Annotated in this window: 14 protein-coding genes; 12 read left to right on the top strand and 2 right to left on the bottom strand. The window is 67.1% G+C overall.

The genetic code is table 11. The features are described 5' to 3' along the window. The first annotated feature begins 50 nt into the window (after positions 1-50). From LDO54_RS08110 to LDO54_RS08095, 4 genes are all read left to right on the top strand, one after another. Positions 51-284: a hypothetical protein gene (locus LDO54_RS08110; RefSeq protein ID WP_224008991.1), complete on the top strand. Its 234-nt coding sequence runs from the start codon at positions 51-53 to the stop codon at positions 282-284. Positions 285-367: 83 nt separating this feature from the next. Further along, the gene (locus tag LDO54_RS08105; protein WP_224008989.1) at positions 368-1,372 is read left to right on the top strand and encodes a sugar phosphate isomerase/epimerase family protein; all 1,005 of its coding nucleotides are present in this window, start codon (positions 368-370) and stop codon (positions 1,370-1,372) included. 49 nt (positions 1,373-1,421) lie between these two features. Beyond that, positions 1,422-1,808, top strand: coding sequence for a C-glycoside deglycosidase beta subunit domain-containing protein (locus LDO54_RS08100; protein WP_224008987.1), 387 nt, complete (start codon positions 1,422-1,424; stop codon positions 1,806-1,808). A gap of 124 nt (positions 1,809-1,932) precedes the next feature. After that, complete coding sequence (locus LDO54_RS08095) at positions 1,933-3,159, top strand: MFS transporter (RefSeq protein WP_224008985.1); 1,227 nt, start codon at positions 1,933-1,935, stop codon at positions 3,157-3,159. A 104-nt stretch (positions 3,160-3,263) separates the two neighbouring features. Here LDO54_RS08095 and LDO54_RS08090 read toward each other — a convergent pair whose 3' ends face one another. Together LDO54_RS08090 and LDO54_RS08085 are read right to left on the bottom strand one after the other, a co-directional pair. Beyond that, positions 3,264-4,202, bottom strand: coding sequence for a LysR family transcriptional regulator (locus LDO54_RS08090; RefSeq protein WP_224008983.1), 939 nt, complete (start codon positions 4,200-4,202; stop codon positions 3,264-3,266). 37 nt (positions 4,203-4,239) lie between these two features. Then, a complete protein-coding gene (locus LDO54_RS08085) occupies positions 4,240-5,166 on the bottom strand; it encodes a LysR family transcriptional regulator (RefSeq protein WP_224008981.1) in 927 nt (308 codons plus the stop codon). A gap of 335 nt (positions 5,167-5,501) precedes the next feature. On the opposite strand from LDO54_RS08085, the gene LDO54_RS08080 reads away from it, so the two are divergent. The 8 genes from LDO54_RS08080 to LDO54_RS08045 all read left to right on the top strand — a co-directional run bounded on the left by LDO54_RS08080 (position 5,502) and on the right by LDO54_RS08045 (position 13,039). Further along, the gene (locus LDO54_RS08080; RefSeq protein WP_224008979.1) at positions 5,502-6,644 is read left to right on the top strand and encodes a porin; all 1,143 of its coding nucleotides are present in this window, start codon (positions 5,502-5,504) and stop codon (positions 6,642-6,644) included. A 23-nt stretch (positions 6,645-6,667) separates the two neighbouring features. Continuing rightward, positions 6,668-6,991, top strand: a complete 324-nt coding sequence (locus tag LDO54_RS08075; RefSeq protein ID WP_224008978.1) for a hypothetical protein — start codon at positions 6,668-6,670, stop codon at positions 6,989-6,991. A 72-nt stretch (positions 6,992-7,063) separates the two neighbouring features. Then, positions 7,064-8,119 carry a sugar phosphate isomerase/epimerase family protein gene (locus LDO54_RS08070; RefSeq protein WP_224008976.1) on the top strand — a complete coding sequence of 352 codons (1,056 nt, stop codon included), beginning with the start codon at positions 7,064-7,066 and terminating at the stop codon, positions 8,117-8,119. Between the two features lie 51 nt (positions 8,120-8,170). After that, on the top strand, positions 8,171-9,334 hold the full coding sequence (locus tag LDO54_RS08065) for a Gfo/Idh/MocA family protein (protein ID WP_224008974.1): 1,164 nt from the start codon (positions 8,171-8,173) through the stop codon (positions 9,332-9,334). Positions 9,335-9,374: 40 nt separating this feature from the next. After that, positions 9,375-10,538, top strand: a complete 1,164-nt coding sequence (locus LDO54_RS08060; protein WP_224008972.1) for an alpha/beta hydrolase family protein — start codon at positions 9,375-9,377, stop codon at positions 10,536-10,538. 23 nt (positions 10,539-10,561) lie between these two features. Next, positions 10,562-11,509 (top strand): VOC family protein, encoded by a 948-nt coding sequence (locus tag LDO54_RS08055; RefSeq protein ID WP_224008970.1) that lies wholly within the window; start codon positions 10,562-10,564, stop codon positions 11,507-11,509. Next, complete coding sequence (locus tag LDO54_RS08050; RefSeq protein WP_224008967.1) at positions 11,506-11,916, top strand: Rieske (2Fe-2S) protein; 411 nt, start codon at positions 11,506-11,508, stop codon at positions 11,914-11,916. Before LDO54_RS08055 ends, LDO54_RS08050 begins: the two co-directional genes overlap by 4 nt. After that, positions 11,909-13,039, top strand: a complete 1,131-nt coding sequence (locus LDO54_RS08045) for an FAD-dependent oxidoreductase (protein ID WP_224008965.1) — start codon at positions 11,909-11,911, stop codon at positions 13,037-13,039. Before LDO54_RS08050 ends, LDO54_RS08045 begins: the two co-directional genes overlap by 8 nt. Positions 13,040-13,068 lie beyond the last annotated feature (29 nt).

The following is a 13,068-nucleotide window of genomic DNA, read 5'->3' as shown; positions in this document are numbered from 1 at the left end:
GACGAGCGTTCGACGGCGCCATGCGGCCTCTCGTGGCTGGAGGCCTGTGCATGAACGGTCGCGCTTCGTATTGCCAGGGTATTGCGTGGGTTATTGCCCCGGTATTGCTGCCGGATTGCTTCCGGATTGCTTCCGGATTGCGCGGATCGAACCGGACGGCGATCCATGGCGAGACTATGCAGGCGCGCCTTCCGGCGAAGAAGGCGACGGCATTGGGTTCAGAACGAAAAGATTTTTCGGTGTGCGGTTTTGAGGACGAACCGTCGAATCACGAAATTCAATAGTTCACACGCGAAAACTATCAATTTTCATTGCGTCGCGGCCGCCGAATAATCCGTCTCAGGCTCACCACAAAGACGGAGACAGCATGTCCAAACCCGCCCGCATCCAGCGCGGAATCAGCCTCTACAGCTATCAGGAGGAATTTTTCCTGCGCAAGCTGGATCTCGAAGGCTGCATCGCCGAGGCGGCGAAAATCGGCGCGAACGGCATCGAGATCGTGAGCGAGCAGATGATTCCTCGCGCCCCGCACGCATCCGACGACTTTTACGCGCAGTGGCACGACTGGATGGCGCAGTACGGCACGACGCCGGTCTGCCACGACCTTTTTCTCGATACCAAGCGTTACCCGGACCGCCGACTGACCGACGACGAATGCGTCGCCTCGATCGAAGCCGACCTGCGCCACGCGCATCGCCTCGGCTGCCGCTTCGTGCGCGTGCTCGTGAGCGTCTCGCCGCACATCCTCGCGCGCTGCGTGAGCGCGGCCGAACGCTACGACGTGAAGATGCTGCTCGAAGTGCATTCGCCGCTGCATTTCGACCATCCGTGGATCATGCGTCACGCGGAGTCGATGGAACGGCTCGGCACGCAGCACATCGGCTTCATGCCCGACATGGGCATTTTCGTGAAGCACTATCCGCGCGTGATGCGCGACCGCTTCGTGCGCATGGGCGCGCGCGAGCAGGTCGCCGATTTCATCTGCGCCGCTTACGACGATCGCACGCTCTCCGAGTATCTGCTGCAGGACGTGCGGCAGATGGGCGGCACGGGCGTCGAGCTGGCGATGGCCGAAACCGTGCGCCACACGATCTGGTCGAGCCCGAAGCGGCTGCTCGAATTCATGCCGCGCATTCACCACATTCACGCGAAGTTCTACGAGATGACGCCCGAGTGCATCGAGCCGAGCATCCCGTACGACGAAATCCTGCCGGTGCTCGTGGAGGGCGGCTACGACGGCTATCTGTCGAGCGAATACGAAGGCAATCGCCACGTGCAGGACGCCTTCGAAGTCGACAGCGTCGAGCAGGTGCGCCGGCAGCATGCGATGTTCGAGCGTCTGCTGGAGCAATACGCGCCGGTGGCGGCATAAGGCAAATCACGGCGAACGCTCACAGCATCCATTCGCGGAGACACACACCATGTTCGATAAATACATCCTTTGTGAAAACAGCCTGCGCCCGCGTCTCGAAGCGGGCGAGCCGAACGGCTTCTCGGTCGACGTGCGGCTGCCTTATTACCGCGCGCTCGGTCTGTCGATGGTCGAGCAGATCGCGCTGACGATCGACGGCGAGCCGGTCGCGCCCGAGCGCATGACGCTGTGCGTCGCCGACGGCAGCTTCGCGCTCGCGCAGCTCGGCGCGGCGCACGACGCGCGCTGGGGCTTCGGCGAAGTCGCGCGGCTCGAAGTGGACGGCGCGCTGCCCGCGACGGGCGAGCACGACGTGCAGATCGAGCAGCATCTGCGCATTTCCTACCTGCCGTTCACGCTGGTGGGGAAGGATCGCAAGCGCCTGACGCTGGGCTGATCCGAGGGAAATCGGGCGCCGGGCGCGCGAATGCTGGTAGCATGCGCTCGCGCGCCCGGCTCGAACCGATGTAGCGACACACCTATGAGACAACGGCCGCCACGACGGCCGCAAGGAGACGCGTATGACAAATAGAGCACAAGCCGGCGGCCCGCAACGGCAGGCCGGCACGGCGCAAGGCCTCGTGCTGAGCGTGGCATCGACGATGTCGGTGATGGGCGCGGTTGTGATGGCGCCGCTGCTGCCGAGCCTGCACGCCGAATTCGCGGCGACGCCCGGCGTCGATTTCCTGGTGCCGATGGCGCTGACCGTGCCCTCGCTGTGCGTGGCGCTGCTCGCGCCCGTGATCGGGCTGGCGGCGGACCGTATCGGCCGGCGCCGCGCCTATCTCTTCGCGCTGCTGTTCTATGTGCTGTGCGGGACCGCGCCGCTCTATCTGCATACGCTGCCGCAAATCCTCGTGAGCCGCCTCGGCGTGGGCGTCGCGGAGGCCGTCATCATGGTCTGCAGCACGACCTTGCTCGGCGACTACTTCACCGGCTCCGAACGCGTGAAATGGCTGTCGGCGCAGTCGGGCATCGCGTCCGTCTCGGGCATTGCGTTCATCATGCTCGGCGGCGTGCTCGGGCGCGACAACTGGCGCATTCCGTTCGCGATGTACGCGCTCAGTCTCGTGCTGTTCGCCGCCACGCTGCTCTGGACCTGGGAGCCCGCGCCGCGCGAGCGCGAAGCCTCGCAGACGACGCGCTTCCCGTGGGGCATGCTGCTCGGCAACGGCGTGCTCACGGTGATCGGCTCGCTGCTGTTCTACCTGATTCCCGTGCAGATGGGCGCCGTGCTCGCGAGCCACGGCGTGACCTCGCCCGCGAGCATTGGCGTGCTGATTTCGATTGCGAGCATTGCGATTCCGATCGGCGCGTTCCTGTTCCGCCGCGCGGCGCTGCGCATCCGCCTCGACGTGATCGTGTGCCTGCCCTTCCTGCTGATGGGCGCGGGGCTCGTCGCGCTCGGCCGCACCGGCGATCCGCATATGGACGTCGTGGCTGCCACGGTGCATCAGCTCGGCGGCGGTTTCGTGCTGCCCGTGCTGCTGACGATGGCTTTGCAGCGCCTGCCGTTCGAACTGCGCGGACGCGGCACCGGCATCTGGATGTGCGCGTTCTTCCTCGGCCAGTTCATCAGCGCGCCGGTCGCCATCGGCGCGATGAAGGCGGCGGGCAGCATCGGCGTGTCGCTCGGCTGGCTCGGCGGCATGAGTCTCGCGGTGTTTGCGCTGCTCGTGCTCGCCGCCGTGCCGCGTGCGCGCCGCGAAGGCTGGGGCGTGCCGCAAGGGACGACCGCCGGTCAGTGACCGTTCGATTCGACGCTTGATCGACGCCATGCCGCGCATACCGGCATGGCGTTTTGTTTTTCAGGCTTTCAGATTTTCACGCTTTGCAGACGACGCCGCGCGCGTCAGGCAACCGGCGCGATCTCGCGCGCGCAGTCGATCAGCGTGTCCTTGAACCACGCATAGGCGGGATCGTTTTCGCGCGTCTGCTGCCACTGCACGACTTCGGCGAGCGGCGGCAACGGGATCGGACAATCGACGACGCGCAGTTCGCGCTGCCGGGCCGCGAAGCGCTCGGCGACGAACGACGGCAACGTGGCGATCAGCGGCGTGCCGGGAATCGCGAACGGAATCGCGAGCAGATGCTCGGTGCGCACGACGCGCTCGCGCTGCGCGCGATGGATCAGCGCATCGTCGGACTCGATGGTCGCCACGCTGCCGTCGAGCAGCGTCGGCACGATATGCGGCAGCGCGTAGAACGCCGCTTCGTCGAGCGGGCCGCGCGCGGCTTCGTTGCCGCGCCACACGAGACAGCGATACGGCGCCGTGAGCAGCGGACGGCGCGGATGGTCCGCCGACGTGAACAGCGACGGCAGCACCACGAAGTCCACGCCCTGGCGTTCGAGCACTTCGACGGCGGGCGCGCGCGCCGAACGAAACGCGCTGAAGGTCCGCACGTTCAGGCTGACGCCGGGCGCGGTCCGCGCGAGACGCGCGCTCATCAGCGGCAGCACGAAGCCCGCGACGATCTCCGAACAGGCAATCGAAAAGCGCCGCTCCGCGCGCGAGGGATCGAAGCCGGGTTTCGCGGACGTCAGCACGCGCGCGCGTTCGAGCCAGCCGTGCACGGCGGGTTTGAGTTCGAGCGCAACGGGACTGAGCGTGAGCGTGCGGCCCTGCTGCACGAGCAGCGGATCGCCGAAATGTTCGCGCAGGCGCGCGAGCATGGCGCTGATCGCGGGCTGCCCCACGTTGAGCCGGTCGGCCACGCGCGTGACGCTCGGGTCGTCGAGCAGCGCGTCGAGCACCACGAGCAGGTTCAGATCGATCGAGCGATAACGCATGGCGCGAGGTCCTTCAAAAGCCGCATCAAAAGCCGCATCAAAAGCCGCTCGCGCAGTCGACGATCGTGCGCGCGAGCCATTCCACCGCGGGATCGCCCGCGTGCGCCGCGCTCACTTGCAGCGTCTCCCAGACGTCGATCGCCGCGAACGGTGCGGGCACCACGCGCAACGGCATCGTGCGCTCCCAGTCGAGCGCGAGACGCGACGGCACCGTGCCGATGCGCTCGGTGCCGATCACGAATTCGGGTACCAGCAGAAAGTTGGGCACGATCACATCGACCTTGCGCGCCACGCCCGCGCGTTCGAGGCGGCGGCCTTCCACCGTGTTCGCGGCCGAATCCATGAACGTCGCGATGACGTGCGGCAGCGTCGAATACTGCTTCGTGCTCAGCGTCTTGCCGACCAGCGCGTTGTCGCGCGAGACGATGCAGGTGAACGTTTCGTGAAAGAGATCGATGGAAGGCTGATCCGCCGACGTGAACTCCTTCGGCGCGATCGCGAGATGCGCGCCGCGCCGCTCGATTTCATCGCCCATCAGATTGCGCGCGCGCGGCAGCAGGCTGATCAGCGGACGGATCGACAGCGACACGTGCGGCGCGGCCTCCATCAGCCGCGCGATCACGCGCGGCATGAACACCTGCGCGACGTAATCGGAACACAGCACCACGAACTCCTGCTGCGCGTCGGCGGGCACGAACGCGTGATTGGCGTTGGCGATCACATCCGCGCGCTGGAGCAGCGTGCGCAGCGTCGATTGCAGTTCGTAGCCGAGCGTGGTCGGCGTCATCTGGCGGTTGCGCCATTCGAGCAGCGCGTCGTCGAAATGCTCGCGCAGACGGCCGAGCGCCGAACTGACCGCCGACTGCTTCAGGCCGATGCGCAACGCCGCGCGCGAGACGCTGCGCTCGGTGAGCAGCGCGTCGAGCACGACGAGCAGATTGAGATCGAGTCCTTTGAGGCGCATGCGCAGGCGTGGGGCTGAAGGGGGCGTGGCGGAGGCGTAGTGGGAGGCGCCGTGGGACGAATTGTGCGGAACAATAGTTCGGTTCGGCTGTTAGTGATTTCCCCAGGCGCAGACGCCGCCAAATCGCGCCGGAAGCCAGTCTGGACGCGGCCTTCAATGTTTCGCCGAGGTATCACGGCAATCAATACAGTGTGCGCGATATTTTTCATTTTTCGTGATGCCGGCGCCTGTCAATAATTCGATCCACGCGCTGCGAACGACAGCGCGGCGCAGCACGGCCCGCCACCCGCGCGAGCCGCACGATAACGACGCAGACAGGTCAGGAGACGATCACGATGAACCCCCAATGCGACTGGCACGCGCGCAGCGCGGCCGGCAAGCGCAGCCGCTGGAGGCAGCAGGAACGCGCAAGCCGCTGGACCCGCCTCGGCCGCTTCGGCATTCCGCTCGGGCTGTGCCTCGCCGGCACCGCCGCGAGCGCGCAGCAGGTCACGCTGTACGGCACGATCGACACGGGTATCACGTACATCTCGAACGCGGGCGGCAAGTCGCTCGTCGAGATGCAGCCGAACATCATGTGGAAAAGCGCGTACGGGTTCCGCGGCACCGAAGACATCGGCGGCGGCACGAAGGTGATCTTCGACGTGAGCAATACCTTCAATACCTCGACCGGCGCGAACTACGGTTTCGGTCCTTCGTTCGGCGTCAGCAACGACCGGTGGGGCACGCTCACAATGGGCCAGCTGAACGACTTCATGTTCCTCTCGCTGACCGTCGCGCGCTGGGGCCCGCAACTGTATTCGGCGCCGCCGTACTACACCTCGGCCGGACCGTTCAGCAAACTGGGCCTGAAATACGGCTCGATGGACTTCAACGGCCAGGCGGGCTGGTACACCTTCAATAACGCGGTGAGCTACCGGTCCCCGACGATCAACGGCCTCACGTTCGGCGCGATGTACGCGTTCGGCAATGTCGCGGGCCATATGGGCAGCGGCGATTCGAACAGCTTCGGCCTCGACTACAGCGTCGGCCCGCTGCAACTCGATGCGGCGTACACCTTCACGCGTTCGGCCGACATCGTCGAGTCGGGCCAGGCGCTGCGCAACTGGGGCTTCGGCGGCCGCCTCGCCGTGGGCGCGGGCACCGTGGACGCGGTCTACACGAACACGCGCAATACGGCGCTCGGCACGGGCGTGCAGGTGGTGGGCGTGGGCGGCCAGTATCCGGTCACGCGCAATACGGTCCTGTCGGTGAATTACCACTACGACTGGGCGAACGCCGCGCAGAACCGCTATCACGCCAATCAGCTGGGCGCGGGCATTTTCTACGGCCTGTCCAAACGCTCGGACATCTACGCGACCGTGACGTGGCAGCACGCGAGCGGCGAAGGCGCGACGGCCGAAATCAACTATGCGATGGTCGGCTCGAGCAGCGCCACGCAAACCGTGGCGCGTGTGGGTATCACCCACCGCTTCTGATCCACGCCGACCGGAGATCGACCATGTATCTACGCATTATCTTGAGCGTCTTGCTCGCTTTATCGGGAATCCTGAATGTTGGCGCGGCGGAGAGCACTGCGCCGCCCGCGAGCGCAGCCAGCTCGGCGGAGCAGGTCAAGCGCGTGTGCCGCCAGGTCTGGAAGCACGATCACTACGAGGAAAAGTGCCGCACGATCCGGCGCGGGCCGCCGCCTGCGCCGCGCATCGACCAGCCGCCTTCGCCGCCGAACTCGCGCAAGGACGGCCCGCAGAGCCGCGCGCCCAGGCATCCGCACGGCACGAGCGACGTGAGGCCGGTGAGCGCCACGCGCAAGGACGCCGAGTAAGCCTGGCTTGATATCGGCTCCACATTTGCCTCACGTTTTGCCTGAACTCCCACGACTGGAAGCACGCCCATCATGAAGACCCTTCGCGGCCCCGCGCTCTTTCTCGCTCAGTTCGCGAGCGACGAAGCGCCGTTCAACTCGCTCGATTCGATCGCGCGCTGGGCGTCGGCGCTCGGCTATCGGGGCGTGCAGATTCCGTCGTGGGATACGCGTCTGATCGACCTGGAGCGCGCGGCCACGAGCCAGACTTACGCCGATGAAGTGCGCGGCACGCTCGCCGAACACGGCCTCGCCGTGACCGAGCTTTCCACGCACCTGCAAGGTCAGCTCGTGGCCGTGCATCCCGCCTATGACGCCGCGTTCGATGGCTTCTGTCCGCAGGCCTTGCGCGGCCAGCCGCGTGAGCGTCAGCAATGGGCCGTCGAGCAGTTGATGCTGGCGGCGCAGGCGAGCCGCCGTCTCGGGCTCGACGCGCACGCCACGTTTTCGGGTGCGCTCGCCTGGCCGTTTCTCTATCCGTGGCCGCAGCGTCCGGCCGGTCTCGTGGACATGGCGTTCGCGGAACTGGCGCGCCGCTGGCGGCCGATTCTCGATGCGTTCGACGCCGTGGGCGTCGACGTCTGCTACGAGATTCATCCCGGCGAAGACCTGCACGACGGCGCGAGCTTCGAGCGTTTTCTGGACGCGCTCGGCGGCCACGCGCGCGCGAACCTCCTGTACGACCCGAGCCATCTGCATTTGCAGTGCATGGACTATCTCGCGTTCATCGACCTCTATCACGAACGCATCAAGGCCTTTCACGTGAAAGACGCGGAGTTCCGCCCCGATGGACGGCGCGGCGTGTACGGCGGCTATGGATCGTGGCTCGAACGCGCCGGGCGCTTCCGCTCGCTCGGCGACGGCCAGATCGATTTTCGCGCGATCTTCTCGAAGCTCGCGCAGTACGACTTCGCGGGCTGGGCCGTGCTTGAGTGGGAATGCGCGCTCAAGGACGCGGCGGTGGGCGCGCGCGAAGGGGCGCGTTTTATTGCCGATCACATCATCGAGGTCACGCAGCGCGCGTTCGACGACTTCGCCGCGTCGGGCGTGGACGAGGCCGCGAACCGGCGTCTGCTCGGATTCGATTGATCGCAGGCGCAGTAGCGGACGCACACGCAGCAATAGAAAGGATACCGAAGCATGAATGACGAAATCAGGATCGGCATGGTGGGCGGCGGCGAGGGCGCGTTCATCGGCGCGGTGCATCGCATGGCCGCGCGGCTCGATGGCCGTTACCGGCTGGTGGCGGGTGCATTCTCGTCGGACGCGGCGCGCTCGCGCGCGTCGGGCGAGGCGATTGGCGTCGATGCCTCGCGCGCGTATGCCAGCTGGCAGACGATGCTGAGCGCCGAGCGCGAACGCGCGGACGGCATCGAAGCGGTCGTGATCGTCACGCCCAATCATCTGCATGCGCGCGTCGCGCGCGACTGCCTCGCGGCGGGCCTGCACGTGGTCTGCGACAAGCCGCTCGCGACCACGCTCGCCGAGGCGCGCGCGCTGGCCGATGTCGCGCGCATCTCCGGCCGTCTGTTCGGCGTGACCTACACGTATAGCGGTTATCCGCTCGTGCGCCACGCGCGCGAGATGGTGAAGGCGGGCGCGCTGGGCGAGATCCGCTCGGTGCAGGTGCGTTACGCGCAGGACTGGCTCAGCGAAGCGCTGGAAACCACGGGCAACAAGCAGGCGGCGTGGCGCAGCGATCCCGCGCTCGCGGGCGAGGGCGGCTGCATCGCCGATATCGGCACGCACGCGTATCACCTCGCGCGCTTCGTCACCGGTCTCACGCCGCACCTCCTGCTCGCGGATCTCACGAGCGCCGTGCCGGGCCGCCGTCTCGACGACAACGCCCAGGTCATGCTGCGCTTCACCAACGGCGCACGCGGCCTGCTGTGGGCGAGCCAGACAGCGCCTGGCAATGCTAACAATCTCGAACTCGCGGTGTACGGCTCGCGCGGCGGCCTGAGCTGGCGCCAGGAAACGCCCGACGAACTGCGCTTCGCGCCGCTCAACGAGAGCCCGCGCACGATCCGTCGCGGCGACGCGAGCCTGAGCGCCGCTGCGGCGGCGGCCACGCGTATTCCGATGGGGCATCCCGAAGGCTATCTCGAAGCCTTCGCGAATCTATACGGCGATTTCGCCGACGCAGTCCGCGCCCATCGCGACGATCCGCAGCGCGCCGCGCAGGCGAGCGCGTTTCCGACGCTCGACGACGGCCTCGAAGGCATGCGCTTCGTGCACACCGCGCTCGCGTCGTCGCGCGAAGGCGGCGTCTGGCTGCCGCTGCGCGATCCCGCGATCAACTGATTCTTTCATCGGCTTTATTGGCTTATTGACAAGGGCAACCATGTTCAAATATTTCCCGACTAATTACGGCTGGAATCTCGCCGTCGATCTCGCGCTCGAAATGGGCGGCCGCATCGGCGAAATCGAAGCGATGTGCGCCCCGCTCATCGACGCCTCGAAGGACCGCGACGCCGTCGGCACCGCTGCGTTTCGCGACGCGTGGTCGCAAACGGCGGAACGCCTCTGCGTGCTCGCCGCCGAAGACGAAGCAAAGGGCCGGCTGATCTCGGCGGGCGACAAATACAACCGCGCCGCGATCTATCTGCTGACCTGCGAGCGCTTGCAGGCGCATGGCGCGCCGGGGCGCGTCGAACTGTATCGCCGCTTTCTCGACGTGTTCGCGCGCGGCCTCGCGCTCTCCGGCGAAAACTGCGAACGCGTGACGATCCCCTATGGCGACACCGAACTCTCCGCGCTCTACGTGCGCGCCGAGGGCGTGTCCGGACGCGCGCCCGTGCTCGTGCAGGTGAACGGGCTCGATTCGACCAAGGAACTCAAGTACCGCGTGGGCTTGCCGCAATGGCTCGCGAAACGCGGCGTGGCCTCGCTCGTGGTGGATCAGCCCGGCAGCGGCGAGGCGCTGCGTCTGCATGGCCTGCACGCGCGTCATGACAGCGAGCATTGGGCGACGCCGCTCGTCGACTGGCTCGAACAGCGTGCCGATATCGACGCCGCTCGCATCGGCCTCGAAGGCGTGTCGCTCGGCGGTTACTTCTGCCCGCGCGCCGTGGCGTTCGAACCGCGCTTCGCGTGCGGCGTGGTGTGGGGCGCGAATCACGACTGGCGCGAAGTGCAGAAGCGCCGCCTGCAACGCGAAGGCAATTTCCCGGTGCCGCATTACTGGGAACACGTGCGCTGGGTCTGGGGCGCGCGCGACATGGACGAATTTATGCAGATCGCGGAACACGTACATCTCGACGGCGTGCTCGACCGCGTGAAGGTGCCGTTCCTCGTCACGCACGGCGAGCAGGACTCGCAGATCCCGCTGCAGTGGGCGCAGCGCACCTACGAGCAACTCGTCAACAGCCCGAAGCGCGAACTGAAGATCTTCACGGAGCGCGAGGGCGGCGTGCAGCACAGCAGCTTCGACAACTCCGCGAACGCGGGCGCGTATATCGCCGACTGGGTGGCCGAAACCCTCGGCGCGCGCACGGCACTGGCCTGAATGGAATTTAAAGAGGAATCCAGATGAATATCATTGGACCGGATGCACTGGTGTTCGGCGTCGACGACGTCGCGGCCTGCGCGCAATATCTGACCGACTACGGTCTCTCCCCCGTTGACGTGAGCGCCGAAGGCGGCCGCTTCGAGGCGCTCGACGGCACCGCCATCGTGATTCGCCGCAAGGACGACGCAAGCCTGCCGCCGCCGATGGCCACGGCGAACCTGCTGCGCGAAACCGTCTACGGCGTGGCGAATGCCGCGACGCTCGACGCCATCGCGCAGGAACTCGGCCGCGACCGCGAAGTGACGCGCCGCGCGGACGGCTCGATCGCCAGCGTGGACGACGCGGGCTTCGCGCTCGCGTTTCAGGTCACGGTGCGCAAGCCGCTCGCGTTGCCCGCCGAGGCGAGCAACGCGCCGGGCGCAGAACGCGCACGCGGCGTCAACGTGCCGGCGGTGAATCCCGATGCGCCGGTGCGTCCGCGCTCGCTTTCGCACGTGGTCTATTTCGTGCCGGACGCGCAAGCCGCCGAAGCGTTTTACGTCGAGCGTCTGGGCTTCGTCTGCTCGGACCGCTTCACGGGCGTGGGACCGTTCCTGCGCCCCGCGGGCACGCACGATCATCACACGCTGTTCCTGATCCAGACGCCGCCGTTCATGAAGGGCTGCGAGCACTTCACGTTCCACCTCGGCGGCCCGAGCGAACTGATGCAGGCGGGCACGCGCTTCGTCGAGAAGGGCTATCAGTCGTTCTGGGGACCGGGGCGTCATCGCTTCGGCTCGAACTGGTTCTGGTACTTCAACAGCCCGCTCGGCTGTCACGTCGAATACGACGCCGACATGGATCTGCACGACGCCGAGTGGATCGCGCGCGAAGCGCCGATGAGCGCGGACGCGTCGCAACTCTTCCTGTTCCAGCATCGCGAGCGCTGGATGCCGGGCGGTCCGCCGCCGAAGGGCGCAGCCGCGTGAACGCAGCGACGTCGCGCGCCGTGCGGCTCTGCCATCTCGACGACCTCGCACCCGGCGCGTCGCGCGGGTTCGATCCGCACGGCAGCGGGCGCGACACGCTGTTCGTGATTCGCCGTGCGGACCACACAGCAAGCGTCGATGCCTGGCGCAACGCGTGTCCGCATTACCCGCCCGGCGACGCGGTGCCGCTCGCGTGGCGCAAGGACCGCTATCTGAGCGCCGACGGACGTCACATCGTTTGCGCGGGGCACGGCGCACTGTTCGAACTCGCGAGCGGCGTGTGCGTGCGCGGGCCGTGCGAAGGCGCGCGTCTGCAACGCATCGCGCTCACGCTGACCGAGGGCGGCGAACTGTGGTTGAGCAATAACGATTCCGATAACGATTTTGTGGAGTGGGACCATGCCTGAAGGCATTTCTCGTGTGCTGGTAGTGGGCGGCGGCTTTTCCGGCATGTCGGCCGCCATTGAGTTTCGCAAGCGCGGCGTGGCGGTCGATCTCGTCGAGATCGATCCGGGCTGGCGTTCGTATGGCGCGGGCATCAGCCTCGGCGGCGCGACGCTGCGCGCGTTCCGCACGCTCGGCGTGCTCGACGCGTTCCTCGCCACCGGTTATGCCGCCGACGGCGTGAACGTCGCGCTCGCGGACGGCACGCCCATCGGCACGCTGCCCACGCCGCGCATCGCAGGCGACGATGTGCCGGGCGGCGGCGCGATCATGCGGCCCGCGTTGGCCGCGATTCTCGCGCAGGCCACGCGCGAGAGCGGCGCCGATGTGCGCCTGGGCTGCACCGTGAGCGCGTGGCGCGAAGACGGCGAGGGCGTCGAGGTGACGTTCTCCGATGAATCGGCGCGGCGCTACGACCTCGTGATCGGCGCGGACGGTCTTTACTCGACGCTGCGCAAGCAGGCGTTCCCGCACGCGCCCGCACCGGCCTATAGCGGCCAGGGCGTGTGGCGCGCCGTGTTCGAGCGGCCCGAGCAGGTGAGCACGGCGTCGATGTGGGTCGGCGAGCGCCTGAAGGCGGGCGTCAATCCCGTTTCGCGCGAGGCGATGTACCTCTTTCTCACGGAGAACCGTCCGTCGAACGAGTTCGTCGATCCCGCGCAATTCGTCACGCAATTGCGCGATCTGCTCGACACGTTCGGCGCGCCGGAAGTCCGGGCCTTGCGCGATCAACTGGGCGAGCACTCGCAGATCGTCTATCGCCCGCTCGAAAGCCTGCTGCTGCCGCGCCCCTGGTACACGGGCCGCGTGGTGCTGATCGGCGACGCGGTGCATGCCACGACGCCGCATATGGCGTCGGGCGCGTGCATCGGCATCGAAGACGCCATCGTGCTCGCGCAGGAGTGCATGGGCGAGGGCGCGCTCACGCAACGGCTCGCGCGTTTCGAGGCGCGCCGCTGGGAACGCTGCCGCATGGTGGTGGAGAACTCGGCGCGGCTCGGCGAGATCGAGATTGCGGGCGGCGACCGCATGGAGCACGCGGGCATCATGCGCGAAACGCTCGCGGCGCTGGCGCAGCCGATCTGAGCGCGACGGCATGAAGGAGACAGCGATGA

The organism is Paraburkholderia tropica (genome assembly GCF_914484835.1).
GTDB classification, from domain to species: Bacteria; Pseudomonadota; Gammaproteobacteria; order Burkholderiales; family Burkholderiaceae; genus Paraburkholderia; species Paraburkholderia tropica_A.
This window is presented reverse-complemented; position numbering and strand designations above follow the sequence as displayed.

Coding starts and splice junctions, on each gene's coding strand:
- LDO54_RS08110 (WP_224008991.1), top strand. CDS start 51: ATGAACGGTCGCGCTTCGTATTGCCAGGGTATTGCGTGGGTTATTGCC.
- LDO54_RS08105 (WP_224008989.1), top strand. CDS start 368: ATGTCCAAACCCGCCCGCATCCAGCGCGGAATCAGCCTCTACAGCTAT.
- LDO54_RS08100 (WP_224008987.1), top strand. CDS start 1,422: ATGTTCGATAAATACATCCTTTGTGAAAACAGCCTGCGCCCGCGTCTC.
- LDO54_RS08095 (WP_224008985.1), top strand. CDS start 1,933: ATGACAAATAGAGCACAAGCCGGCGGCCCGCAACGGCAGGCCGGCACG.
- LDO54_RS08090 (WP_224008983.1), bottom strand. CDS start 4,202: ATGCGTTATCGCTCGATCGATCTGAACCTGCTCGTGGTGCTCGACGCG.
- LDO54_RS08085 (WP_224008981.1), bottom strand. CDS start 5,166: ATGCGCCTCAAAGGACTCGATCTCAATCTGCTCGTCGTGCTCGACGCG.
- LDO54_RS08080 (WP_224008979.1), top strand. CDS start 5,502: ATGAACCCCCAATGCGACTGGCACGCGCGCAGCGCGGCCGGCAAGCGC.
- LDO54_RS08075 (WP_224008978.1), top strand. CDS start 6,668: ATGTATCTACGCATTATCTTGAGCGTCTTGCTCGCTTTATCGGGAATC.
- LDO54_RS08070 (WP_224008976.1), top strand. CDS start 7,064: ATGAAGACCCTTCGCGGCCCCGCGCTCTTTCTCGCTCAGTTCGCGAGC.
- LDO54_RS08065 (WP_224008974.1), top strand. CDS start 8,171: ATGAATGACGAAATCAGGATCGGCATGGTGGGCGGCGGCGAGGGCGCG.
- LDO54_RS08060 (WP_224008972.1), top strand. CDS start 9,375: ATGTTCAAATATTTCCCGACTAATTACGGCTGGAATCTCGCCGTCGAT.
- LDO54_RS08055 (WP_224008970.1), top strand. CDS start 10,562: ATGAATATCATTGGACCGGATGCACTGGTGTTCGGCGTCGACGACGTC.
- LDO54_RS08045 (WP_224008965.1), top strand. CDS start 11,909: ATGCCTGAAGGCATTTCTCGTGTGCTGGTAGTGGGCGGCGGCTTTTCC.